The sequence below is a fragment of the Pontibacter deserti genome, assembly GCF_023630255.1.
GTDB classification, from domain to species: domain Bacteria; phylum Bacteroidota; class Bacteroidia; order Cytophagales; family Hymenobacteraceae; genus Pontibacter; species Pontibacter deserti.
Map to the genome: position 1 here is coordinate 2,472,591 of NZ_JALPRS010000001.1, position 22,112 is coordinate 2,494,702.

A 22,112-nucleotide genomic window follows, 5' to 3' on the forward strand; every position below is an offset into this window, starting at 1 on the left:
GCGCAAAGATAGCGGAACATTTTCGAACTTTACAAGGCCTTAATTATTTCTTAATGTTCCTAAGTATTATTTATTTAGCTCTATAAATTTATAGCGGAGATTTCACATATATCTGTTGTTTAAAAATAAATATACTTGCGCCATTTTTTTGCTTTCTGAAAAATTAATCTATTTTTGTGGCACATTTAAGGGGGATTAGCTCAGCTGGCTAGAGCGTCCCGAATGCTTTCGGGAAGGTCAGCGGCACGATTTCGTAAGTTCTAAATTTTAAGGGGGATTAGCTCAGCTGGCTAGAGCGCTTGCATGGCATGCAAGAGGTCATCGGTTCGACTCCGATATTCTCCACCAAAAGCAACCATCAAAGTGGTTGCTTTTTTCTTTTTATGGCATTTTATACTTATATACTTTATTCCGAAACAATAGACCGATATTATGTGGGTAGTTGTCAGGATTTAGATGTTCGTCTCACACAACATAATACTGGCAGAAGCAAATCAACTAAAGCAGGATCCCCTTGGCAATTAAAGTATAAGGACACTTTTGCAACGCGTGCAGAAGCTCAATCACGGGAAAACGAGATCAAGAAGAAGAAAAGCCGCAAGTACATCGAATGGCTAATTAGCTCAGCTGGCTAGAGCGTCCCGAATGCTTTCGGGAAGGTCATCGGTTCGACTCCGATATTCTCCACCAAAAGGCAACTATAACCTAGTTGCCTTTATTATTTCTCCGTGTTTCTATCGTAGCAAAAACGCTTTTGCAGCCAATAATGATTTTCAGCAGGACGAGGAGATCATTTCATCATTTAAGTCAGTCTTTGCAGCTTTGCAGAAATTCATTTCAGACGGACAGCTACAAAAAGTAAAACAATCTTTGAACCAGGAAATACAGGAATTACTTGAAGTATAAATCAAGCAGGTAGGTATAAAATAAAAAGCCGTGGTTGTTACCACGGCTTTTTATTTTATACAAAGAGACCTTCCACAGACAAGTACCGCTCTCCGGTATCGTAACAAAAAGTAAGCACGCGGGCTCCCTCCGGAATCTCTTCCTGTAGCTTTTGTGAAACTGCTGCCAGCGAAGCTCCTGACGACACACCAATAAAAATACCTTCTTCCCGGGCTGCACGTCTTGCATAATCAAATGCATCAGTAGCTTCTACCTTTATCACTCCATCAAGTAGGGTTGTATCCATAATGGCAGGTATGAACCCCGCTCCTACACCCTGTATTGGGTGCGGTCCTGGTTGCCCCCCACTAAGCACAGCCGACGCAGCCGGCTCTACGGCATATACTTTTAAATCAGGATTCCGGCCTTTTAGTACACGTGCCACTCCGGTTATATGGCCTCCCGTACCTACACCGGTTATCAGGTAGTCAAAACCCTCCGGAAAGTCTTTTAAAATTTCCTGAGCGGTAGTTTCTATATGTATCTGGGTATTGGCTTCATTCTCGAACTGCATCGGCATCCAGGAACTTTCATGCTCTGTAAGTATTTCTTTTGCACGTTCTATAGCTCCTTTCATCCCCTTCTCGCGCGGAGTCAGTTCAAGTCTTGCTCCATAGGCTGTCATAAGCCGTCGCCGCTCTACCGACATTGATTCCGGCATAACTAATATCAATTCATACCCTTTAACGGCTGCTACCATAGCCAAACCCACTCCGGTATTACCTGAAGTTGGCTCTACTATCATGCTCCCTTCTTTTAATAAACCTTTTTGCTCAGCATCTTCTATCATCGAGAGTGCAATGCGGTCTTTTATACTTCCGCCGGGGTTGCTGCGCTCCAGTTTCATCCATACTTCTGCTTTATCGCCAAATAGTTTATTTATCCGCACATGCGGTGTCTGGCCTATAGTTTCTAAAATGGTATTTGCCTTCATATTTCAGTTTAAGTTATATAGAGAAATTAAGCACATCTTCCGGCTCAGGGGCTTTACGTACTTTTATTTGCGGGTGATGATATACACGTGAATAAGGGGGAATACTTTCGGTAAGCCATACATTACCACCGATAATGCTACGTGTACCTATTACTGTATTTCCACCAAGTATGGTTGCGCCGGCATAGATAATTACATGGTCTTCTATAGTTGGGTGCCGCTTTATATTAGCCATACTTTTCTCTACGCTGATAGCGCCTAGCGTAACTCCTTGGTATACTTTCACACTATTACCAATAATTGTAGTTTCGCCAATTACCACACCCGTGCCATGGTCAATGCAGAAATGCTCCCCTATACTTGCCCCCGGATGAATATCTATACCAGTGCGGGCGTGAGCGAATTCGGAAATTACTCTTGGAAGCAACGGAATACGAAGCCTGTACATTTCATGCGCTAATCTATAAAGCGCCACCGCTTTAAAACCTGGATAGGTACGAATCACTTCTTCTATACTTTGTGCTGCCGGATCACCTTTGGCAATGGCATCTGCATCTTCCAGGAGCATTGCGTGGATGCGTGGCAGTGCATTCATAACTGAGGTCGCCAGAAATTCAGGAGGTTCAGAAAGGGTAGAAACCATGCCATCCAGTATTTGCTTCAGGCTATGCTGCAGATAATGGGTATGCTCTTTAAAATCTTCTAAAGAAGTATAACGCTTTTCGGATAAAGGGGGAAAAAGCAGTTGAATAACGGCTTCTGCAAAATGACAGGTAGCAGATGCAGGCACCAGGTGCCGGGTATGTGTGTGTTCCTGATATAAATGTGCTAGAAATTCATCATTCATAAACTATGTACGGTAATACAGGGAAGATTGTATAAACAACCAACAAAAAAGGGAGCCCTTTGTTTGAGCCCCCTTTTTAGCTTTAGTTTGAACAGCTTATAGTTTATATTAGTCACAATGTCCCGGGCCAACCACACCATTGTTGTAGTCATCCAGTAGTTCAGCCCACTCTAACAGTTCACTTCTTGCAGGATTGGTTTCGCCTTTAAAGTAAGCCGTCGCAGCATTCCATGCTTCCAGCACATCCTGAGGTATAGAAGCACCTGCAGCCACGTTCAGTTCAGCAGCGATATACTGATGCGCCAGAATATAATAGGCATCGCCACCTTTAGGGTTCGTGTTTAATACAGCCAGGTAATCTTTGCCACTGTTAAAGAAAGTTTTGTTCAGATAATCGTCCCAGGTAGCATCGTATTGTTTTTTGCCCGGATCAGCATGATTCTTCCAGTAACCCTGTGTGCGAGTACAGCCAGTTTCTTCCTGCTCCTGTTCGGCAGGTACGCAGAACATAATATCATCTATAGCACCTGAGCCTACCTGACCCTCTGTACCTGCTAATACTACTTTAAGCATTGTTACACCTTCTGTGTTACCTAAACTAACAGTTTGTTTACTGTTGTTGCCAAGAGGCTGTAGTTTCACTTTGTATAGTTCTTCACCACTCACGCTATATAGGTAAATCCAAGAGTTATCTTCATATGTATCAATATCCAGAACTTTTATAGACTGGAGTGTTACTCCTGCCGGAAATGTCAGCTTCATTTCACCACCCCAGCGGTTGTCGTTTGGACCATCATCTTCAACATTTGGATCATCTACCGGGCTAACTCCTATTTCCTGAATTATCAGCGTTTTACCCCAGTCTTGTGTATAAAGATCATCATCGTCACCAGTCGGCATACCTGTATCAAAGATCATAGCTCTGTTTTCTGCCTCCAGAATACCTTCTGCATTTCTTGCCATGTTATGAACCATAACCGGCCCCATCCCACTGCTGGAGTAAACCTGAGTTATTGTTTCACCCATTGGGGCAGCATCAAAATTAATAACATCGCAGGTACCAGCCACTAAGTTTTGTGTACCAGCTGCAGGGGTAATATTATCTAATTCGTTGTCGGATTCGCAACCTACAAAGGCTGCTGTTGCCAGGCTAAGGAAGCCAAGTTTTAATAAAGTTTGTTTCATAAAAGTTATAAGTTGAGTTAATGTTTATTTACCTGCATCAATAACAATTAAATGCCTATAATGCAATTCTATACATCATACTCATATTTTTTACTGTAGTTATAACTATAGCTGTATTTCATAGATTAATCATACATAAACCTTTAAACATAAGATAAAGGCCTATTTTGAACAAAAATTTATTTTAGCAACATTAGACACTTCTCAAACCATCACAAAAAACAAAACCCCTGATATAAATAAATTTATATCAGGGGTTTCTTAACCGACAGATTTACTATAGCTGTATTTTACCTTATCTATAGCAAACAGAGCCTGGGCAGAATTGAATTACATCTATTGCACCTGAACCACCTTTACCATTAGTCGATTTAAAAGTAACCCGTAATTTTGCAACGTTTGCTACCCCCTGACCTGCTAAGATCATAGGCTGGAAAGTATAAGCTCCTGTTACCGGTAACTCTGTTACATAAATTACCGAGCCAGATGCATCTAATAGTTCTAAAGTTGAACCTCTCTCATTTTCTTCTATATCCGCAATGTAAAGACCACGCATAACTACGCTTCCAAAACTAGAAAAGTCCATTTCAATAACACCACCTTTATCATTTATAGTAGTATTAGCACCCTGAGACTGACCAACGGTAAGTATATTTCCTAATTGAAAAGGCCCTCTGTTTACTGCAGTATAACCATTGTTTTTTTTATCTGGCTTTGTAGTATCATAAACCAAAGCAGCATTACCAGCAACTGGCTGACCATTTTGAAATCGTGTAGCAGTAATTTTAACCGGAAGTGTTGTATAACTATCTTTCATTACTTTCACTTCATTCAGGTAACCTGTAGTCTCAGAGAAATTTATGATAGTTGTACCTGGTACAGTACCGAATTTTTTAGTAGACATTGCTGTCATTGGTTTTACTTCTGCTTCAATTTCCTGATCGCAGGATGTAGAAAGGAATGTGATGCAAACTAGGGCAAGGGTTTTGTAGAGGATTGTTTTCATGTCGCAACTATTTGTAAAGGGTTAAAATTGATTGTAGTTGCCTGGAGGACTTCAACGCAGGTTGAAATACATTTCAAGAATTGTATATTTTAATGTCCCTTTGGCAAAAAACATTTCACTCTTCTACGGACATGTTTTAAAAAAGATGAACTGACAATTAAAATTTACAGCTTTTTTTCACTTCATTAAAACATGATCATTATTTCATAATTGCACAAAACAGTTAAACAACCCTCCTCAGAGCTTTTAAACAAACATTTTATAGTGTGGTAAAGTGTATATGCTTTTTAGCCTATGTTATAAAAAAATTTTGTAGCTGCGGTTAAAAGACCTGAAAGGATTAAAGTATAGTTTCAGGCATACAGATAAGTATAACAAAAAAGGGAGCTTTCGCTCCCTTTCGATCAAGGTTTTAATCCTTACACATTCCCGGACCTACTTCTCCTTCGTTATAAGCATCCAGTAAACCTGCCCATACCAGCAGTTGTGCAACACTTGGTTCTGTTTCTCCTTTAAAAAATGCTGTCGCACCTGCCATGGCCTCATCTACTTCTAATGTAGTTGACGCACCACTTTTTATATTTAGTGTTGCCGTTATGTATGTCTGGGCCAGCATAAAATAAGCGTTTCCTTTTGCAGGAGTTTTTTGTAGCATTTCCAGGTAATTGGAGCCACTACTATAAAATGCTGTTTGTCTGTAAGCGTTCCAGGCGCTGTTATACTCTTCTGTTGCCGGATCAGCGTGTTCAATCCAGTAGCTTCGTAAACGTGTGCATCCGTACTTTTCTTCTTCCTCTTCTCCATCGGTTGGTGCGCAAAATTCAATATTATCTATTGCTGCAGAGCCCACTATGCCTTCTCCATCCAACAAAACTTTTACAGTAACCACACCTGCCGTATTTCCCAGATCGATAGTTTGCTTGCTGTTGTCGCCCAGCGGCACCATTTGTCTTTTGTACACTTCTTTACCTGTGCCGTCATACAAAAAGACCCAGGAATTATTTTCATTGTCGCCTTCCCGATTATCTATATCAAGCACACGCAAGGATTTTATGGTTACCGGTTCCGGAAAAGTAAGCATTATTTCTCCGCCCCACTGGTTATCATTAGGTTCTCCTTCTATACCAAGTTCCTGTATGATCAGCACTTTACCCCAGTCTGCTGTTAAATCGTCATCGTCACCTGTCCAGTTCTCAGAATCAAAAATCATAGCACGGTTATCTGCTACCAGGTTGCCATCGCTGTTCATTGCCTTGCCATAAACTCTTATGGGTCCATAGCCATCTTCTGTATGTATTTGATCTATGTAGTTTCCGGCATCTACAGTTTCAAAGGTAAGGTTGTCACATTCTAGAGCTGTTCCATTTTCGTTATTCCCATCTTTGCTGAAGATGTTATCTTCTTTATCACAACTATAGATCAGAAAGGTAAGAGCACTTAATACTAAGAGTTTAAATTGTTTCATAGTCTTACAGGCTTTAATTCATAATCGCTTTATAAATGCAGCTGTTTGCCAATATAAGCACACCAGTACATCTTAATCTGTAAGATTAAAACTAGTTTACTACCTCACAGATAAACTACTTTACGAAAACGAATACTTGGAAGCTATCCCTTTAAATTAAAATAATGCAATAAGCCATTATTTGCTATTACAGGCAGGTGTTTTGCTCTTTAATGCTCCTGTTATTAGTCATTAAACTATAGTTGAAAAGTTGACGCAAATTTTATCATAAGCATTAGTTATACTTCGCAAAATAAAACAGTCCGGGGTGACATGCTTCATATCAGCCCGGACTGTTTTATACTTTAAGATAGATTCCTATTATTGTTTAATCATCGCAATGTCCAGGACCAGTTAAACCATTGTTATAATCATCCAGGATTTCAGCCCACATCAGTATCTGCTCTCTTGTAGCTGTTGTATCTCCATTTAAATATGCCTGTGCAGCTAACCATGCATTCAGCACATCCTGAGGTATTGAAGCACCGGCAGCCACGTTAAGTTCAGCAGCAATAAACTGGTGCGCCAGGATGATATCAGCGTTACCTCCTCTAGGTTCCATCCACAATATCTCACGATAGGTAGCTGAGCCAAGTCTGGTAAGGGTTGAGTTCAGGTAAGCATCCCAGGTATCATCATATTTTGTGTTACCGTTGCCATTGCCGTTGCCTTTTGGCTTGTAGCCGGAGTGAGTTTTCCAGTAGCCTTGTGTACGGGTACAACCTGTTACTTCTTCTCCTGGAATACAGAATCTGATATCATCAACTGCACCAGAGCCATACGGACCATCGCCATCATAAACTAAAACCAGTTTGACCACATTTTCAATTCCACCAAAGTCAACTGTAAAGCCTACGTTGTCGCCATGTGGCTCCAGATAAACTTCAATCGGATCTGCCTGGCCTGCTACATATACAAAAGCCCATGAATCATTTTCATAAGGATCTATATCCAGTATACGCATTGATTCTAGTGTTACAGCTTCAGTGAATGTGATTCTCATATCAGCACCCCACTGGTTGTCGTTAGGTTCAGACTCAAAACCCAGTTGTTGTGTAATCAACACATTTCCCCAGTCAGTAGTAGCCAGGTCATCGTCATCCCCGGTCCAGTTCTCAGAGTCAAAGATCATGGCCCTGTTATCATCTTCAACAAGAACATCATTTTCGTTTCTGGCTAAACCAGCCAGGTTTACAGTAACTAATCCTCCCTCTGAGGTTACCTGATCTACATAACCTGAATAACCCTCAAATGTAATTACATCGCATTCCTCTGTTGTTCCTTGATTATCGGTTTTAGCACTATCCAGAAGATCATCTTCTTTTTCGCAACCATAAAATACCAGCGCTGCTGCGCACAGTGCCATTAACTTCCCATTAAATCTCTTCATAGTTATTATTGTTTAAGTTTATTGTGCATTAATATTTCAATCCACTGCTAAGGCAGCGTACGGCGAGGGCAAACATTACTTGTACATCAAATATCCAAGGCCATATGACTTAATTAATTAAGTTAAAGAAGGGTGAGGTATGATCAGGTAGTTACTTAAAATAAGCAGCTTTACCCGTATTTTGGAGCGTTGCAAGTTGTTGCACTATGTTAATACGTATACATCACTCCAACTTCAGCCTGTTTTTTAATAATTTAGGGAATATTGCTTTCAAGCAATTGAAAGGCTATTTTATTTTCGTAAATAACTCTTTTTGAAATGTTAATAATTCAGGATACACCTTTTATAAACAGTTCTACCATCAATTGCAGGATTAGCATCTATACTGTGGAGTCAGCAAAATTAAAGGGGAGCCGAAGCTCCCCTTTAAGCTTATAATAAGAACATAACATCAAATTTTAGACTTTTTAAATCTCTTATTTGAATCCCTCTTCCTGATTAAGTTCCCTGTGGAGTTAGGCAGAAGGAGATATCATCGATAGCTCCGGAACCAAAGGCACCGTCGCCGTCAAACCAGATCACCAGCTTCACTACATTTGCAGTGTTGAGCAAATCTACTGTAAAGCCTACGTTATCGCCGTGAGGCTCCAGGTAAATTCGTATCGGCTCTTCCTGGCCTGCTACATACAGGAAGGCCCAGGAGTCGTGCTCGAAATCATCAATGTCGAGTACGCGCATTGATTTCAGGGTCACCCGTTCAGGGAAAGTAAAGCGCAGCTCAGATCCCCATTGATTGTCGTTAGGTGCTCCTTCATCGCCCAATTGCTGGGTGATCAGCACATTACCCCAGTCAGCAGTAGCCAGGTCATCGTCATCGCCGGTTGGATTTTCAGAGTCGAAGATCATGGCACGGTTGTCGTCCACCGGCTCATCGTTGGCATCGCGGGCAATACCGGCCACGTTCAGCACCATACCGCCTTCAGAAACCACCTGATCCAGGTAGCCTGTCTGGCCTTCAAAGGTGATCATGTCACATACTTCTTCTACCTGTGGAGTTAGGCAGAAAGAGATATCATCGATAGCTCCGGAACCAAAGGCACCGTCGCCGTCAAACCAGATCACCAGCTTCACTACATTTGCAGTGTTGAGCAAATCTACTGTAAAGCCTACGTTATCGCCGTGAGGCTCCAGGTAAATTCGTATCGGCTCTTCCTGGCCTGCTACATACAGGAAGGCCCAGGAGTCGTGCTCGAAATCATCAATGTCGAGTACGCGCATTGATTTCAGGGTCACCCGTTCAGGGAAAGTAAAGCGCAGCTCAGATCCCCATTGATTGTCGTTAGGTGCTCCTTCATCGCCCAATTGCTGGGTGATCAGCACATTACCCCAGTCAGCAGTAGCCAGGTCATCGTCATCGCCGGTTGGATTTTCAGAGTCGAAGATCATGGCACGGTTGTCGTCCACCGGCTCATCGTTGGCATCGCGGGCAATACCGGCCACGTTCAGCACCATACCGCCTTCTGAAACCACCTGATCCAGGTAGCCTGTCTGGCCTTCAAAGGTGATCATGTCACAGGTTTCACCTGTCTGGTTTTTGTTTTGGTCTACTAAAAGATCATCTTCCTTTTCGCAGCCAAAGAAAAACAATGCCACCGCACAAATTGCGAGTAGTTTTCCGTTCATTTGTTTCATAGTTGTTTAAATTAAGTTTATTTATAGTTAAGGCATGTACAAACCACTGCAGCACAGTGTAACTTGGGAGGGTCAGATTTAAAGGCTGTAAAATGCATAACAATTCCAGCAACAAACACGCTTGCTTGTTATAACTTGCCTTTGTGCTAGTATAAAAATTCAGATATTAAATAATACGATTTTGAAATAATTAGATAACAGCAGTAAAGCTGTATTTAGCGAAGGATGAGATTAAATTAGCGAACCCAATTAATATTTTCGAGGGGGCACTTTTACAAAAAATAACAGGTAAAAAAGAGAAATCATAACAACAAATGCACTGGTCAGGAACACCAGACGGAAGTTATCAGGATTGTTATTATACAGCCATCCGGAACATAAAGCGCCTATCCCGATACCTGCCTCCAAGGCAATATACATGGTTGCCATAGCCCTGCCACGATGCGCCTCAAGACTCAGATCTATTGTCCAGGCAAATACGGTAGGAGAATTCATACCCTGGCCTATTCCGAATAATACACCAGCCAGCATAAGTTCTGTTAATGAGGTAGAAAAACCAACTGCAAGCATAGCGAGCATCAGCACGAACGTACTGATCCTTAAAATAATTACCCGCCCATATTTGTCAGAAATACGACCGGCAACAAACCTTATTGCCAGAGAAGATAGTGTGAAGCTTAGAAAGAAAAGACCCTTGTTCCGGATACCCAGAAACTCACTGAAATCTGGAACAACGGTAAGTATAGTACCAAAAGAGAATACGGTAAAAAAGAGAACAAGAGAAGGAGCAATTACACGTGGCTCAAACAATTCGCTTCTTGAAATACGCAGCAGCCCCATCCGGAAATGATGTTTATCCTGAACAGTTTCCTTCATACGTGCTATAACCGCCACCGACAAAAATGCAGCCAGCGATGAAGTATAGAACATAATATCCAGAGAGAATTGATTGGCAATGGCACCACCTAACGCCGGGCCTGCCGCCATACCCAAACTACCTGACAGACCAAGCAGGCCGGTTGCTTCTCCCCTGCGCTGCACAGGGATGATATCGGCTACATAGGCCGCGGTGCCTGTAGGAGTAAACCCTGTAGAAAAACCATGTATGAAACGAAGCAACAGAAACGCAGCAACAGACCCAGTAACCGGATATAGAAAACCGCAAAGTATACACACTGCGCCACCCACTACCATTACTGGTACCCGGCCAATCTTATCTGCAAGCTGCCCGCTAAAGGGTCTGGACAAACCTGCTGTAAGTGTAAAAAGAGAAATAATAAGTCCTTTATACTCTTCGCCACCCAAACTGGTAAGGTAATCGGGAAGCTCAGGTATGATCATGTTAAAGCTGGCAAAGAATAGGAATGAGCTTAGGCACAGTAGCCCAAACTGAAGTCCGTATACCCGAGTTTCCTGCTTTTCCATTCGCTGCGTTAATAGCGCCCGCAAGTTGGCAAAGTATACCTTAGGAAACTATAGCTCTACAGGAAATCATCTTCTTGGAATAAACAGTAAAGAGAGTTTCCGGAGGTATAGTCAGAAAACCCCTTTAAACGATAATTAAGAAAAGGTTAAAGTATAGCGAAGTATAAAACAGCTATCACTAAGAGGCTACATTTGCTGTTTGGGGATGTGCCAGTACGCCATTTACATAAATATTTTGCTCCAGAGCAGCCAAACCAATACTTGCTCTTATGTGGCGGGCGGCCTGTTCGTCAGGGATAGTACTTAACCGTAAAGTTACTTCCTGTGCATTTCGTAATTCAAAAACTATAGCGTTTTCGGAAATACGAATTGCAGCTACCTGGCTCCAGGGCAGCACATACTCTCTGCCAAACAATGTTAAGCGATAACTTACCCGCGAAGGATTCATTGAGAAATAGGCTTCCTTTAGCAACGGATAACCCTGGGCAACAGCAATACCCACTATACCGGTTACAAGAACAAGCGCAGCAGCCAGTAACCACTCAAAACGTAATGTAGCAACCAGAAACAGTTCGCGGGCCAAAGCAAAAGCAGCACCACCAGTAAGGAAAACACCAAGTATAAGTATGTTTCTCTTAAGCTGTTTAATCTGAGAATTAGTGTAAAGGGAAATAAACATTTAAATCTGACTATCGGTTAGAGGTATCGCTTTCTGCATTACAACAGACTTTAGCTCTTGCTTAGCCTGTCGGAGGGCAGTTTCATTATGCATCATATGAAGCAGCACACAATGTTGCTCTTCGTTCTTAAGGACAAATTTTACATTAAATAGTTCCAAAAACACCTCATCTACCTCCTCCCAATCAAATTGATGTTCTTTTTGAAGGAAACCGGTTCTATAGATCACACCTTGGCTTGTAATTGTCAGGTGCCTTTTATATTCCGGATGCCGGTTAAGCCATACTCTACCAATAAGGTAAAAGAACCCAAGCATATGTAATAAGTAAACTCCGAGGAACCCATAAGCAAAGCCATCTCCTATTGATAAAAATACCAGCAAGCCCAACTGCAATAACACCAGTATGGTGGCCAGCCAGGTGGTACGCTGCTCCATTTTAAGGTCACTGGTATAAGCTCCTTCAAACAGCCTGATATGTAATTCCTGCATAAAAGAGAAAATTGTTACTTCTAAATATAGCAATAATTTGGTGAAGTGCAAACCGAAACTCATAAGCCACCTCAGAAGAACTGAATGTTTCAGTTAATTTTATTAGTATATTCAGGCACCGAACAGACTTTATATGAAAAGAATACATACGTTTGGGTTTGGCCTGCTTTTGCTAAGCGCCTGCCAATACCTGCCTCAGAAAAGTGAGCAACTACCATCCATAAACAAATTTTCTGACCCGCAACTGCAGCAGCTATATACGTTGCAGGACGAACGCAAAACAGCTGACCTTCTACCTTACCTGCAACATGGCAAACATACTTACCGCCAGGAGGCAGCATTGGCTTTTGCATCCGTACAGGACACCCTGGCTATTCCACAGTTGCTAAGTCTGCTAACGGATACATCTACAGCGGTACGTTCGGCTGCGGCTTATGCTATCGGCCAGACTGGTCATAAAAAGGCTGAAGACGCATTGGTACGCCATATACAACAGGAAACACGACCGCAGGTGCAGGCAGAAATGTTAGAAGCTCTTGGCAAGATTGCAACACCAGCAGGTGTTAACTTTCTGGCAACTTATAAGGCGCATGATTCAATTGCCTTGGCCGGTCAGGCCTGGGGGCTGTATCGGGCCGGGTTGCGCCAACAGCACTCCAACCAAAGTATAGCGTTGGGCGCCCAATTGCTGGCAGTTAACAATCCGTTTGAAGCGCGGCTTGCGGCAGCTCATTTCCTGGCGCGCATTCCTAAAGTAGATTTAACCTCTTATCGCCAGCAACTGATCGCATCGGCTACCTCTGACCCTGAGGCGGAAGTACGCATGGCGGTGGCCCAGGCCCTGGCAAAAGTAAGAGCCATAGATAAAGCAACGTTCCTGACAGGAATAGCACAGAACGATCCTGATTACCGTGTACGTCTTAGCGCTATTCGATCTATGGCAGGCCTGGAGTACAATGAAATAAAGACAGCCATACTTGGCGGCTTACAGGACAAGAACATCAACACAGCTGTAGCAACCTCTGAGTTTTTACAGGCTAACCCGGCAGGCGTAAGTATAGCTGATATGCAGCAGGCGCTTAACAAGGTTCAGGATGCACGTGTTCGTGCTAACATGATCTGGGTAATGCTTAAAAACAGCCCGGCTCCAGAATTTATGAGCAACCGCTACAAAACATACTTCGAGAATGCTACTAACCCTTACGATAAAGCGCAGTTCCTGAAAGCTCTGTCTGGTGATGTTAGCAACTACAATTATATTGCGGATGCCATGTTTGCAGCACAACAGCCTGTAATTGCTACCACTGGCATGGATGCACTGTTGCTGATGCGCACTCAACCTGATTTCCCGACAAGGCTGGAAGCTGATTTTGCAGAGATCTTTAAGAAGGCAGTTGGCTCCGGTGATGTTGCTCTGGTAGGTATGGCTGCCGGAGCTATTCGTGACCCAAAACTCAACCTGCGCAAATATTATAACAACGACTTCAGTTTTGTGGCACAGGCACAGCAAAAGCTACAACTGCCTCGTGACATGGAGACCAACATTGAACTGCAGCGCACCATCGACTACCTGAACAATAAGGAAAGTATAACCCCCGTGAACCCGTTTACACACCCGATAGACTGGGCCTTGGTAAGCACAATCCCGGCAAATCAACAGGTGGAAATCCGAACAGAAAAAGGATTGGTTGTGCTGCAACTGTCCGTGGAAGATGCTCCTGGCTCTGTTGCCAATTTTGTAGAGCTAACCAAGAAGAACTTTTTTGATGGTTTATACTTCCATAGGGTTGTACCAAACTTTGTGGCGCAGGGTGGCGATAAACGTGGCGATGGCTGGGGCAGCTCCGAATATTCTATCCGTTCTGAGTTTGCACCATTGCATTACCGCGAAGGGTTTGTAGGTATGGCATCAGCTGGCAAGGACACCGAAAGCAACCAATGGTTTATAACACATTCTCCTACCCCACACCTGGATGGCCGCTATACTATATTTGCAAAAGTAGTGGAAGGCATGGATGTGGTGCACCAGCTTGAGATCGGAGATAAGATACACTATGTAAAACTTAAAGAAACTCCTGCAGGCAGCGCTTCAAAATAAAACCTGCTATTTTAGCTGACCTATAGCTACAGGTACACAACATAAAAGGCGACACCATGGTGTCGCCTTTTATGTTGTAGTTGCGTTGCGTTATATGCTCTCAGTTATAGTTTCGTCCACGTTTGCCCACTCTCTAATTAAAGGAACAAACTCCTGTTGCAGCGTACGGCTTCTGTCTTTGCCATACCAGCCATGCAGCTTTTCGGCCATTTCTTTAAAGTCCATTTTTTGCGCTTTGGCATCCAGCACCAGTTGTTGTGCCGGCTCCGGGCGTGGTCCCCAGGTTCCTAATTCTTCCAGGGTCTCAGCATCCAGGGCGATTAATTTTGGTATCGAACGGCCTCCGTTTGTCAGGTAAGCATCCATCACATCCAGGTGCTCGTCGCGCATCAAAAATTTCACGTCAATAAGCGGACTGGCTTCTGCTATTTTAACTATACCCGGCAGGTTTTGAGCTGCATCGCCACACCATGCTTCAGTTATCACCACCCACACCATCTCTCTATCTATACTTTGCAGTGTGTCCAGCAGTTCGCTTGTAAGCACACATGATTTCTCGCCACGGCGCATACGGTGCAGGTTCATGCGGGTGTATTCTACCAGGTCAGCAGAATGGTTAGTGCCTGTTGTTTTATTTTCGGATAACAGTTGCTCTGTGAATGTAACGTATTGGGTGTAATCCATCGCCTGCTCCAGGTGGGCTGGCGTAATAGTCTGTTGTTTTTGCATTACTTTTGTACTTCTATCTCCTAAAATTAAAGCTATACTATATCCGTATGCTGGTATAGGTATATGCTCTGTTATAGAACACCCAACAGCCTGAATTGTTCCGGATCTTAAGTATAAAATTCATTTATTACTAATACAGTGATTTCTTATTAATAACCTCCTTCAAAAGCTTTCTCGCCGACAGGCACAGGTATTGGTAAAAAGTTCTGCTTTGGCGGCAGCGGACAGGTGGCATAGGTTACAAAGGCACAGGGCGGGTTATATGCTTTGTTAAAATCGATGGTGACATTGCCGTTTGCATCCGGCAGATCGGTGTACAGGTAGCGGCCGGCGCCATAGGTTTCGTGCCCGTTGGTCTTATCAGCAAAAATCACGAACAGCTGGTTTCCTTCCTTTAGAGCATCCAGTTTATATTCTTTGCCACCAACGGTAAACACCAGTGCTCCCGGCGTTTCTTCCCCGCTTGTCTGGCCCAGCACATTGTTAATAGAAATCTTCCGGCCTGAAACGTTTGGCTCTAAGCGGGCTGTCAGTTTCCAGTCAGGGTTTACTTCGTATCGATCTATACCTTTAAAAGTGGTTCTTACTTCGCTTTCTGTATCGAGCAAACGTACGCCATACTTATCGCCACGCTTAATTACGAACCAGGTTAGCGGACCATGCTTTAACCGTGGAGCCTCCACCGAATCTGAAGTATAAACCAGTGCCTCCTGTACGGGCTTACTATCCAGTTGCACCTCAACACCATCATTCAGCTTTACTTTTACCTGATTATCTGCAAGTATAAATGTTCCGGCCTTAGCTGCTATCTTACCTTCCGGAAAAACAAGGTCATTATCCGGGGCACTGCCGAAGGTGTTTTCACCGGGCTCCAGCCAGAACAAACCAGCCAATGCCAGCCAGCCGTCTTCCTTTTTAAGATTATTGATACGCTCTTTGTGCCATTCTTCTATACTTGCTTTATAGGCGGCATTATCAGTCTGTGAGGTTTTAACTGTATCGGGAGCGCTGGTGCAGGCTGCAAACAAGGTAGTTACGGCAAGTACAATCGCATAAACCAGGTTCTTTTTCATAAGTAACATTTACGGAACATGCAATTTAAACAAAGGGCATCAGCAAAGCATCATTCAAAGATTATACTTAATCAAAATTTACTACCTTAGCTACACAACCACTTATAACTATGAAAAAACACCTGCTCTTTTTTCTGGCAACTTTACTAGCTGCCTTTTCAGGCTATGCACAGCAGCCAGCACGAACTATAACCGGCAGTTGGAACGGCGCCCTGAATATAAGCGGCACCAAACTCAGGCTGGTGTTTAATATAGAGAGCACCAACGGCACCTTTACCGCAACCATGGACAGCCCCGACCAGGGTGCTAAAGGCATTCCGGTAACTTCAGTAAAGCTGGTGCAGGATAGTATATACTTAGACATTCAGGCTATACGCGGATCTTATGCAGGTAAAATAACCAGACCCGAAACAATAGACGGTTACCTGAAGCAGGCTGGCCAGACCATGCACATACCCTTAACTAAAGGCGAGCCAGCAGTAGCCAAACGACCACAAGAGCCTGTAAAACCTTACCCATATCAGGAAACTGAAGTAACCATAGATAACAAAGCGGCAGGTATAAAGCTTATTGGCACACTCACCTTACCTAAAACCAAAGCACCTTACCCGGCAGTAGTGCTTATTACCGGCTCCGGCCCCCAGGATCGCGACCAGACCATAATGGGGCATAAACCCTTCCTGGTGCTGGCCGACCACCTTACCCGCCAGGGCTTTGCCGTACTGCGCCTCGACGACCGTGGTGTAGGAAAATCAGAAGGAAACTTTGCGACAGCCACTACCGAAGACTTTGCCTCTGACGCCGAAGCAGCATATACTTACCTGAGGAGCTTTACTGGTGTGAACTCTAAAAGAGTGGGTTTGCTGGGCCACTCGGAGGGTGCCCTGGTAGCAGCACAAGTAGCAGCTAAACACCCCGAAACAGCTTTTGTAGTACTGATGGCCGGAAGCGCCGTGCCTGGCACCGAACTGCTGGTAGCCCAGAACGAAGCGCTTTTAAAAGCAGGCGGTGTGCCACAGGAGCCGCTACAAAAATACCTGCAGTTTCGGAAAGCTCAGTTTGAAGTAGCCGCTACAGAAGCCGATGTATTTAAAGCGGCTGAAAAAATAAAGCAGCTGGAACAGGAAGCAAAGGCAAAACTTACCGATCAGGAACAAAAGCAACTTGGCCTTACCCCGCAAAGCGAACAAACTATAGTTGCCCAGCTCAGTTCGCCTTGGATGCGTTATTTCCTAGCCTATAATCCCGCCTTAATTTTGCAGAAGTTGACAATGCCTGTGCTTGCCATTAACGGAACAAGAGACCTGCAGGTACCTTACAAGCAAAACCTACCAGCAACCGAAAAAGCGCTTAAAGTTGCCAGCAACAAGAAGTATATTATACAAGAACTTCCGGACCTGAACCACCTGTTCCAGACTGCCACTACCGGCATGGTAAACGAGTATGGCCAGTTGGAAGAAACTATAGCCCCCACGTCCCTGGAAATTATAAGCAATTGGATAAAAGGTGTTGCGAAGTGACTATGAGTGTATTCGTTTTACCTATAACGGCAATCTGTTGATTTCGACAATAAACTGTATATCTATGTTATATACAGCAGTGAGTCGCTATTTTATTTACACATAAGATGAAAACCGTCCTGATCATATTGACTTGCCTCTTTTACCAATCCGCTTTTGCACAATTTGCTATTATCTCAGACAAAGACGGATTTGTAAATATTAGAAGTTCGCCAAAAGATGGCAATAACATCTCCGGCAAACTTTTAAATGGGGAGGTCGTGTTTTGTTTTAAGGGTGGAAATACTTGGCTTCCAATTGACTATGATCTGAGCCGTGAAAACAAAAGCGGCTATATCCATAAAACGCGACTAAGATTTATACAGAACTTCACAAAAGTACCTTGCCAAGTTTTAACGGATTCTAATGCGATCTTTAAAACAGACTCCTTAACAATTAGAATTACTAAGGTTCCATTCAACCCCAAGAACAATAAATTACAATTTCATAAAGGTGATTCTTCCAATAATGAAACGAGTTACTTGGAGAAGGTAAATGGAAAAGAGATTTGGGGGACAGACGGCAATATACCTAAAAAGCAGTATGGACAAATCCTACTACAATTAGGTAAGGACAAAATTTACCTGCCAGTCGAAAATTTGTATGAGCCGAACTTAGACTATACTTCAGTTACAATTGACAGCAATAAGACAATTTACCTATCCGCATTAAATAGTGACGGAGCTGGAGGGTATGCTGTTCTATGGATAATAGAAAAAGGAAGATTTAAAAAAAGAATCACAACTATACCATTTTGATAAAAAACAGCCAATAACACCCCTTGCTTTAATGCGGACTGAGGTGGTGTTAGGAACTTAAGTGCTATTGCAAAATTTATTTATATACCAAACTTTGGTGCTCTTGACCCCGAACCGTAGTAAGCCTAAATGCTATAACCAACCACTATGATACGCCCCTACACCCCCACCGACAAACCTTCACTTATTGCCCTGCTAAAACTGAACATACCGCTATACTTTGCCGAAGCCGAAGAAGCCGACTTTATCGAGTACCTGGAGCAGCACCTGGAAGATTATTTTGTGGTGGAAGAAGATAACATTATAGTTGGGGCAGGCGGCATTAACTATTTCCCTGACGAGAAGCTGGTCCGCATCTCCTGGGATATCGTTCATCCTGCGTATCAGGGTAAAGGTATAGGCTCAAGCCTTATGCAGCACCGCATTAATTATATCCGAAAACAACCGGGTGTAAACCTTATTGTCGTACGCACAACGCAACTGGTTTACCCGTTTTATCAGAAAATGGGTTTTAAGCTGGTAAAAACTGAAAGAGACTACTGGGCTGAAGGCTTCGACCTTTACGAGATGCACATGCCGCTACCAGAACTATAACCGGTAAAGAATAAACCCCAGGAGGCCAAAAACAACATTCGATTTTTAAGCCAGAAGTTAACTTTTCATGGGCTCCAGTTCCAGCACTACACTTTTTACTGATTTTTTCTTTAACAGGTCAGTGATAGTCTGTAAAGCAAACAGCATGTCCTTTTTATGGCGATAGCTGTATAACGAAAACGACTCTTCGCCTTTTCGCGCTTTCTCTATAATATATAAGTTATGGGCACTCGTATTAAAAAATGTTAACGAGCAGTTTTCTACGCGTACAATATCTACCAATGGTACACTATAACTTCTACAACCCTTGGGTACAGGAATTTTAATATTCATTTTGCCTACGTTAGACTCAAGAAAAACTTAGGCGCAAGCCGTTACTCCGGCTAAAGCAAGTGCAGTATACATATTTTTGTTGAATCAGCCGAACATTACTGCATCTTATACTTTTCTCTTGTTTTAGTCAGGCTTCAGGGTACAGGATCGTAACCGCTACTACCCCAGGGGTGACAACGACCTATACGCTTGATTGCCAGCCAACTACCTTTGAACGGGCCATACTTGTTTACAGCCTGCAACGCATACGTAGAGCAGGTAGGCGTATAACGGCAGGTAGCTGGTTTTAAAGGTGAGATCATGTGCCGGTATACCCAGATCAGGCCAAGCAGCAGTTTTTTAAATACCCAAATCATTGTATCGTATTTCGGTTTTCGTGTTTTGTATTTCGTGATTCAGATATATCAACTATAGTTCGTCATCGAAACACAAAACACACTTTAAACAAGCCCTAACATCCGTTAGGAGAGCAAATTTTTATTAAATTGCAGCAGTTTAACTAATCTAAACAAATTTCCATGTTAAAAAGAATCCTTTCACTCCTGCTTTTAGTTGGTTTGAGCATGCCGTTTGCTGCCAAAGCCGACGAAGGTATGTGGTTACCGATGCTGATAAAGCGTTTGAACCACGCTGATATGCAAAAAAAAGGACTTCAGCTTACCGCTGAAGAAATCTATTCTGTAAACAACTCCAGCCTTAAAGATGCCATCGTGCAATTTGGTGGTTTCTGTACAGGTGAGTTCATCTCGAAAGAAGGTTTATTACTTACCAACCACCACTGCGGTTACGGCCAGATACAGTCTCACTCTACACCGGAGCACGATTATTTAACAGATGGTTTCTGGGCAAAGAGCCACGCTGAAGAACTTCCGAATGAAGGTCTTTTTGTTGATATTTTAGTGCGCATGGATGATGTGACAGGCAAAGTACTGGAAGGCATCGACAACAACACACCAGAAGCAGATCGTGCAAAAAAAGTAGCTGAGCGTGTGCAGGCCCTTGCCAAAGAAGCCAGCAACAACGGCGAATACGTAACGTATGTGCGCGATTTCTTTAACGGCAACGAATATTACCTGTTCGTTTACAATCGCTTCACCGACGTTCGTCTGGTAGGTACGCCTCCATCATCGATCGGTAAATACGGCGGCGATACGGATAACTGGATGTGGCCACGCCATACTGGTGACTTCTCTATGTTCCGTGTATACATGGGCAAAGATGGCAAGCCGGCAAAGTATAGCAAAGACAATGTTCCTTACAAGCCTAAGCACCACCTGCCAATCAACATCGGCGATAAAGAGCCAGGCGACTTCTCTATGGTATTCGGTTTCCCGGGCCGTACAAAGCGTTTCATGACGTCTCAGGGCTTACAGCTGGAAGTTGATCACCTGAACAAAACCCGTATTAAACTACGTGACACAAAGCTTAACCTTTGGAAAGCTGACATGGACAAAGATGCGGCTACACGTATCAAGTATGCGTCTAAATATGCGTCTCAGTCTAACTACTACAAATATTCTATCGGTCAGAACGAAGGCATTAAGCGCATGAAGACCATAGAAGGCAAAAAAGCTGATGAAGCGAAATACCAGGCATGGGCTAACGCCGATGCAACCCGCAAAGCAACTTACGGCAACGTATTACCGGAAATTGAAGCTGCTTACGCCGAGATTGAAAAGTATAACCTAGGTTCTATTTACCTGAGCGAAGCTGTTTTAGGTACAGAATCGTTGATGATGGCTTACCGCCTGTCTGCGCTGAACGCTGCTCTTAAAGCCGGTGACGCTGCTGCCACACAAAAAGCTGTAGAAGATTTGAATCCACGGGTAGATGCGTTCTTCAAGGACTATAACATGGCAACAGACAAGAAAGTGTTTGCTGCTATGATGAAGTATTATTCTGAAGACATCAACAAAGACCAGCAGCCGGCCGCTTTCAAAAACCTGGTTGCCAAGTATAAAGGCGATTTCGACAAACTGGCTGACCACGTTTACAGCAACTCGTTTGTTGTATCAGAGCAGAAGCTGAAAGACTTCCTGAAAAACCCGACTTCCAAGAAACTGGAAGCAGATCCTGCCTTTGCAATTGTGCAGCCGATCATGGAGAATTATACTACTAACATTGCTCCTAAACTGACAGCAGCAAACGCGAAACTGGCAACTGCTAACCGTTTATATGTAGCTGGCCTGCGCCAGATGAACCCTGATTTTGTATACTACCCTGATGCTAACTCAACTATACGTTTAAGCTACGGTGGTGTGAAAGATTACAGCCCGCAGGATGGTGTGGTTTACAACTACTACACTACCATGGAAGGTTTGATGGCAAAAGAAGACCCAACCAACGAAGAGTTTATAGTTCCTGCTAAACTGAAGCAACTGTACCAGGCAAAGGATTACGGTCGCTATGCTAACGATAAAGGCGAACTGGTAGTAAACTTCATCACTGATAACGACATTACTGGTGGTAACTCAGGTTCTCCGGTAATTAACGGTAAAGGTGAACTAATCGGTCTGGCATTTGATGGTAACTGGGAAGCAATGACCGGTGACCTTGTATACGATGCAGACTACAAGCGTTGCATTAACATGGACTCTCGTTACCTGTTGTTCATCATCGATAAATATGCAGGTGCCAGCAACCTGGTTAACGAGATGACTATTGTTAACACAGACAGCCCGGGTGCAGGCGCAACTACAGCTGCAACTGCAACGCCACAGTCTGAGTTACTGGATGCAACGATCACTGAAGCTCAGGAGAAACTGCGTTCAGGTAAAACTGAGTTTAAGATCGAGAAGAAAAAAGGTGACGCAAGAGTTAAACTACAAGTAAAAGACTAAGCACCTTTTAACATAAACAGAAAAGCGCTGAG

The 22,112-nt window shown here is 43.3% G+C and carries 21 protein-coding genes and 1 tRNA gene; 8 read left to right on the forward strand and 14 right to left on the reverse strand.

What is annotated here, in order from left to right; translation table 11 throughout:
- Window positions 1-271 precede the first annotated feature (271 nt).
- The 3 genes from MJ612_RS10860 (at window position 272) to MJ612_RS10870 (ending at window position 906) form a co-directional block, all read left to right on the forward strand.
- A tRNA-Ala gene (locus tag MJ612_RS10860) sits at window positions 272-348 on the forward strand.
- Between the two features lie 35 nt (window positions 349-383).
- Entirely contained in the window at window positions 384-635 is a 252-nt protein-coding gene (locus MJ612_RS10865) for a GIY-YIG nuclease family protein (RefSeq protein WP_187033495.1), read from the forward strand.
- A 10-nt stretch (window positions 636-645) separates the two neighbouring features.
- Window positions 646-906, forward strand: a complete 261-nt coding sequence (locus MJ612_RS10870; protein ID WP_187033496.1) for a hypothetical protein — start codon at window positions 646-648, stop codon at window positions 904-906.
- Window positions 907-961: 55 nt separating this feature from the next.
- On the opposite strand, the gene cysK is transcribed toward MJ612_RS10870, so the two are convergent.
- The 10 genes from cysK to MJ612_RS10920 all read right to left on the reverse strand — a co-directional run bounded on the left by cysK (window position 962) and on the right by MJ612_RS10920 (window position 12,096).
- Complete coding sequence (cysK, locus tag MJ612_RS10875) at window positions 962-1,879, reverse strand: cysteine synthase A (protein ID WP_187033497.1); 918 nt, start codon at window positions 1,877-1,879, stop codon at window positions 962-964.
- Between the two features lie 13 nt (window positions 1,880-1,892).
- The gene (gene epsC, locus MJ612_RS10880) at window positions 1,893-2,726 is read right to left on the reverse strand and encodes a serine O-acetyltransferase EpsC (protein WP_187033498.1); all 834 of its coding nucleotides are present in this window, start codon (window positions 2,724-2,726) and stop codon (window positions 1,893-1,895) included.
- 108 nt (window positions 2,727-2,834) lie between these two features.
- A complete protein-coding gene (locus MJ612_RS10885; RefSeq protein WP_187033499.1) occupies window positions 2,835-3,911 on the reverse strand; it encodes a hypothetical protein in 1,077 nt (358 codons plus the stop codon).
- Window positions 3,912-4,206: 295 nt separating this feature from the next.
- A complete protein-coding gene (locus MJ612_RS10890; protein WP_187033500.1) occupies window positions 4,207-4,917 on the reverse strand; it encodes a hypothetical protein in 711 nt (236 codons plus the stop codon).
- A 412-nt stretch (window positions 4,918-5,329) separates the two neighbouring features.
- Window positions 5,330-6,382, reverse strand: coding sequence for a hypothetical protein (locus MJ612_RS10895; protein WP_187033501.1), 1,053 nt, complete (start codon window positions 6,380-6,382; stop codon window positions 5,330-5,332).
- 367 nt (window positions 6,383-6,749) lie between these two features.
- Window positions 6,750-7,811: a hypothetical protein gene (locus tag MJ612_RS10900; protein ID WP_187033502.1), complete on the reverse strand. Its 1,062-nt coding sequence runs from the start codon at window positions 7,809-7,811 to the stop codon at window positions 6,750-6,752.
- Between the two features lie 498 nt (window positions 7,812-8,309).
- Window positions 8,310-9,503 (reverse strand): hypothetical protein, encoded by a 1,194-nt coding sequence (locus MJ612_RS10905; RefSeq protein WP_250419123.1) that lies wholly within the window; start codon window positions 9,501-9,503, stop codon window positions 8,310-8,312.
- A 249-nt stretch (window positions 9,504-9,752) separates the two neighbouring features.
- Window positions 9,753-10,928 (reverse strand): MFS transporter, encoded by a 1,176-nt coding sequence (locus MJ612_RS10910; RefSeq protein WP_187033563.1) that lies wholly within the window; start codon window positions 10,926-10,928, stop codon window positions 9,753-9,755.
- 178 nt (window positions 10,929-11,106) lie between these two features.
- Window positions 11,107-11,607 carry a hypothetical protein gene (locus tag MJ612_RS10915; RefSeq protein ID WP_187033564.1) on the reverse strand — a complete coding sequence of 167 codons (501 nt, stop codon included), beginning with the start codon at window positions 11,605-11,607 and terminating at the stop codon, window positions 11,107-11,109.
- Window positions 11,608-12,096 carry a hypothetical protein gene (locus MJ612_RS10920; protein WP_187033565.1) on the reverse strand — a complete coding sequence of 163 codons (489 nt, stop codon included), beginning with the start codon at window positions 12,094-12,096 and terminating at the stop codon, window positions 11,608-11,610. It abuts the gene before it with no gap.
- Between the two features lie 133 nt (window positions 12,097-12,229).
- Here MJ612_RS10920 and MJ612_RS10925 point away from each other — a divergent pair, with 133 nt between their 5' ends.
- Complete coding sequence (locus MJ612_RS10925) at window positions 12,230-14,194, forward strand: peptidylprolyl isomerase (RefSeq protein WP_187033566.1); 1,965 nt, start codon at window positions 12,230-12,232, stop codon at window positions 14,192-14,194.
- A gap of 90 nt (window positions 14,195-14,284) precedes the next feature.
- On the opposite strand, the gene MJ612_RS10930 is transcribed toward MJ612_RS10925, so the two are convergent.
- Both MJ612_RS10930 and MJ612_RS10935 read right to left on the reverse strand, forming a co-directional pair.
- Window positions 14,285-14,923 (reverse strand): thioredoxin family protein, encoded by a 639-nt coding sequence (locus MJ612_RS10930; protein ID WP_187033567.1) that lies wholly within the window; start codon window positions 14,921-14,923, stop codon window positions 14,285-14,287.
- A 149-nt stretch (window positions 14,924-15,072) separates the two neighbouring features.
- The gene (locus MJ612_RS10935) at window positions 15,073-15,996 is read right to left on the reverse strand and encodes a DUF1684 domain-containing protein (RefSeq protein ID WP_187033568.1); all 924 of its coding nucleotides are present in this window, start codon (window positions 15,994-15,996) and stop codon (window positions 15,073-15,075) included.
- Between the two features lie 110 nt (window positions 15,997-16,106).
- On the opposite strand from MJ612_RS10935, the gene MJ612_RS10940 reads away from it, so the two are divergent.
- From MJ612_RS10940 to MJ612_RS10950, 3 genes are all read left to right on the forward strand, one after another.
- Entirely contained in the window at window positions 16,107-17,516 is a 1,410-nt protein-coding gene (locus tag MJ612_RS10940) for an alpha/beta hydrolase family protein (protein WP_187033569.1), read from the forward strand.
- 107 nt (window positions 17,517-17,623) lie between these two features.
- Window positions 17,624-18,313: an SH3 domain-containing protein gene (locus MJ612_RS10945; RefSeq protein WP_187033570.1), complete on the forward strand. Its 690-nt coding sequence runs from the start codon at window positions 17,624-17,626 to the stop codon at window positions 18,311-18,313.
- A 147-nt stretch (window positions 18,314-18,460) separates the two neighbouring features.
- Window positions 18,461-18,907 (forward strand): GNAT family N-acetyltransferase, encoded by a 447-nt coding sequence (locus MJ612_RS10950; RefSeq protein ID WP_187033571.1) that lies wholly within the window; start codon window positions 18,461-18,463, stop codon window positions 18,905-18,907.
- 57 nt (window positions 18,908-18,964) lie between these two features.
- Here the strand turns inward: MJ612_RS10950 and MJ612_RS10955 are convergent, their stop codons facing one another.
- A complete protein-coding gene (locus tag MJ612_RS10955; RefSeq protein WP_187033572.1) occupies window positions 18,965-19,240 on the reverse strand; it encodes a hypothetical protein in 276 nt (91 codons plus the stop codon).
- Window positions 19,241-19,374: 134 nt separating this feature from the next.
- Window positions 19,375-19,596, reverse strand: a complete 222-nt coding sequence (gene yidD / locus MJ612_RS10960; protein WP_187033573.1) for a membrane protein insertion efficiency factor YidD — start codon at window positions 19,594-19,596, stop codon at window positions 19,375-19,377.
- A gap of 162 nt (window positions 19,597-19,758) precedes the next feature.
- Here yidD and MJ612_RS10965 point away from each other — a divergent pair, with 162 nt between their 5' ends.
- Complete coding sequence (locus tag MJ612_RS10965) at window positions 19,759-22,080, forward strand: S46 family peptidase (protein ID WP_250419124.1); 2,322 nt, start codon at window positions 19,759-19,761, stop codon at window positions 22,078-22,080.
- Window positions 22,081-22,112: the final 32 nt, after the last annotated feature.

Coding starts and splice junctions, on each gene's coding strand:
- MJ612_RS10920 (WP_187033565.1), bottom strand. CDS start 12,096: ATGCAGGAATTACATATCAGGCTGTTTGAAGGAGCTTATACCAGTGAC.
- cysK (WP_187033497.1), bottom strand. CDS start 1,879: ATGAAGGCAAATACCATTTTAGAAACTATAGGCCAGACACCGCATGTG.
- MJ612_RS10895 (WP_187033501.1), bottom strand. CDS start 6,382: ATGAAACAATTTAAACTCTTAGTATTAAGTGCTCTTACCTTTCTGATC.
- MJ612_RS10890 (WP_187033500.1), bottom strand. CDS start 4,917: ATGAAAACAATCCTCTACAAAACCCTTGCCCTAGTTTGCATCACATTC.
- MJ612_RS10870 (WP_187033496.1), top strand. CDS start 646: ATGCTTTCGGGAAGGTCATCGGTTCGACTCCGATATTCTCCACCAAAA.
- MJ612_RS10935 (WP_187033568.1), bottom strand. CDS start 15,996: ATGAAAAAGAACCTGGTTTATGCGATTGTACTTGCCGTAACTACCTTG.
- yidD (WP_187033573.1), bottom strand. CDS start 19,596: ATGATTTGGGTATTTAAAAAACTGCTGCTTGGCCTGATCTGGGTATAC.
- MJ612_RS10900 (WP_187033502.1), bottom strand. CDS start 7,811: ATGAAGAGATTTAATGGGAAGTTAATGGCACTGTGCGCAGCAGCGCTG.
- MJ612_RS10885 (WP_187033499.1), bottom strand. CDS start 3,911: ATGAAACAAACTTTATTAAAACTTGGCTTCCTTAGCCTGGCAACAGCA.
- MJ612_RS10910 (WP_187033563.1), bottom strand. CDS start 10,928: ATGGAAAAGCAGGAAACTCGGGTATACGGACTTCAGTTTGGGCTACTG.
- MJ612_RS10950 (WP_187033571.1), top strand. CDS start 18,461: ATGATACGCCCCTACACCCCCACCGACAAACCTTCACTTATTGCCCTG.
- MJ612_RS10945 (WP_187033570.1), top strand. CDS start 17,624: ATGAAAACCGTCCTGATCATATTGACTTGCCTCTTTTACCAATCCGCT.
- MJ612_RS10915 (WP_187033564.1), bottom strand. CDS start 11,607: ATGTTTATTTCCCTTTACACTAATTCTCAGATTAAACAGCTTAAGAGA.
- MJ612_RS10955 (WP_187033572.1), bottom strand. CDS start 19,240: ATGAATATTAAAATTCCTGTACCCAAGGGTTGTAGAAGTTATAGTGTA.
- MJ612_RS10905 (WP_250419123.1), bottom strand. CDS start 9,503: ATGAAACAAATGAACGGAAAACTACTCGCAATTTGTGCGGTGGCATTG.
- MJ612_RS10930 (WP_187033567.1), bottom strand. CDS start 14,923: ATGCAAAAACAACAGACTATTACGCCAGCCCACCTGGAGCAGGCGATG.
- MJ612_RS10965 (WP_250419124.1), top strand. CDS start 19,759: ATGTTAAAAAGAATCCTTTCACTCCTGCTTTTAGTTGGTTTGAGCATG.
- MJ612_RS10925 (WP_187033566.1), top strand. CDS start 12,230: ATGAAAAGAATACATACGTTTGGGTTTGGCCTGCTTTTGCTAAGCGCC.
- epsC (WP_187033498.1), bottom strand. CDS start 2,726: ATGAATGATGAATTTCTAGCACATTTATATCAGGAACACACACATACC.
- MJ612_RS10940 (WP_187033569.1), top strand. CDS start 16,107: ATGAAAAAACACCTGCTCTTTTTTCTGGCAACTTTACTAGCTGCCTTT.
- MJ612_RS10865 (WP_187033495.1), top strand. CDS start 384: ATGGCATTTTATACTTATATACTTTATTCCGAAACAATAGACCGATAT.